The sequence below is a fragment of the Xanthomonas sp. SHU 166 genome, assembly GCF_000364685.1.
Lineage (GTDB): Bacteria > Pseudomonadota > Gammaproteobacteria > Xanthomonadales > Xanthomonadaceae > Xanthomonas_A > Xanthomonas_A sontii.
Genome location: NZ_AQOJ01000575.1, coordinates 1 through 544, shown reverse-complemented (window position 1 = coordinate 544; position 544 = coordinate 1). Strand labels below are relative to the sequence as shown.

The 544-nt window shown below is 76.5% G+C and carries 1 pseudogene; it reads left to right on the top strand.

Going from position 1 to position 544, the window contains the following annotated elements:
* Positions 1-544: pseudogene (locus D180_RS14425) on the top strand (phosphomannomutase/phosphoglucomutase); the annotation flags it as partial.

The window sequence follows — 544 nt, the reverse complement described above, 5'->3', positions numbered from 1 at the left end:
ACGCCGCGGCCGCCGCCCAGGCGCTGCGTGCGGACTGGGCGCAGGCCGAGGACGCGCAGGTGCTGCCGGCCGACCTGGAGCCGGGCTACACCGATGCGGCGCACTTCGGCTACGGCCGCCTGGCGCTGCTGGAGAAGGCCCTGATGACCGGCAAGCTCGCCAGCGCGGTGATCCGCGACGGCGGCGGCCCGCGGCTGGGCCTGGCCGCGCCGGTCTCGCTGGGCGGCAACGCCGGGGTGGTGTATCTGCGCCTGCCACTGGCGCTGCTGACCGACCCGGTCGCGCAGGCATCGGTGCCGGGCACCGGCTATCTGGCCCTGCGCCAGGGCGGCTACGACGTGATCGCCGCCGGCGACAATGCGCTGCACGATCGCGCCGACGCGATGTCGCGCCCGGTCGGCGACAGCGGCCTGCGCATGGTCGCCTCGCTGCCGGATACCGAAGCCGGTCCGCTGGGGCTGGGCGCACTGCCCTGCCTGCTGGTCGCCGGCCTGTGCCTGGTGCTGGGCGCGCTGTTGTTGCTGGCCGCGCGCGGGCGCCTGCC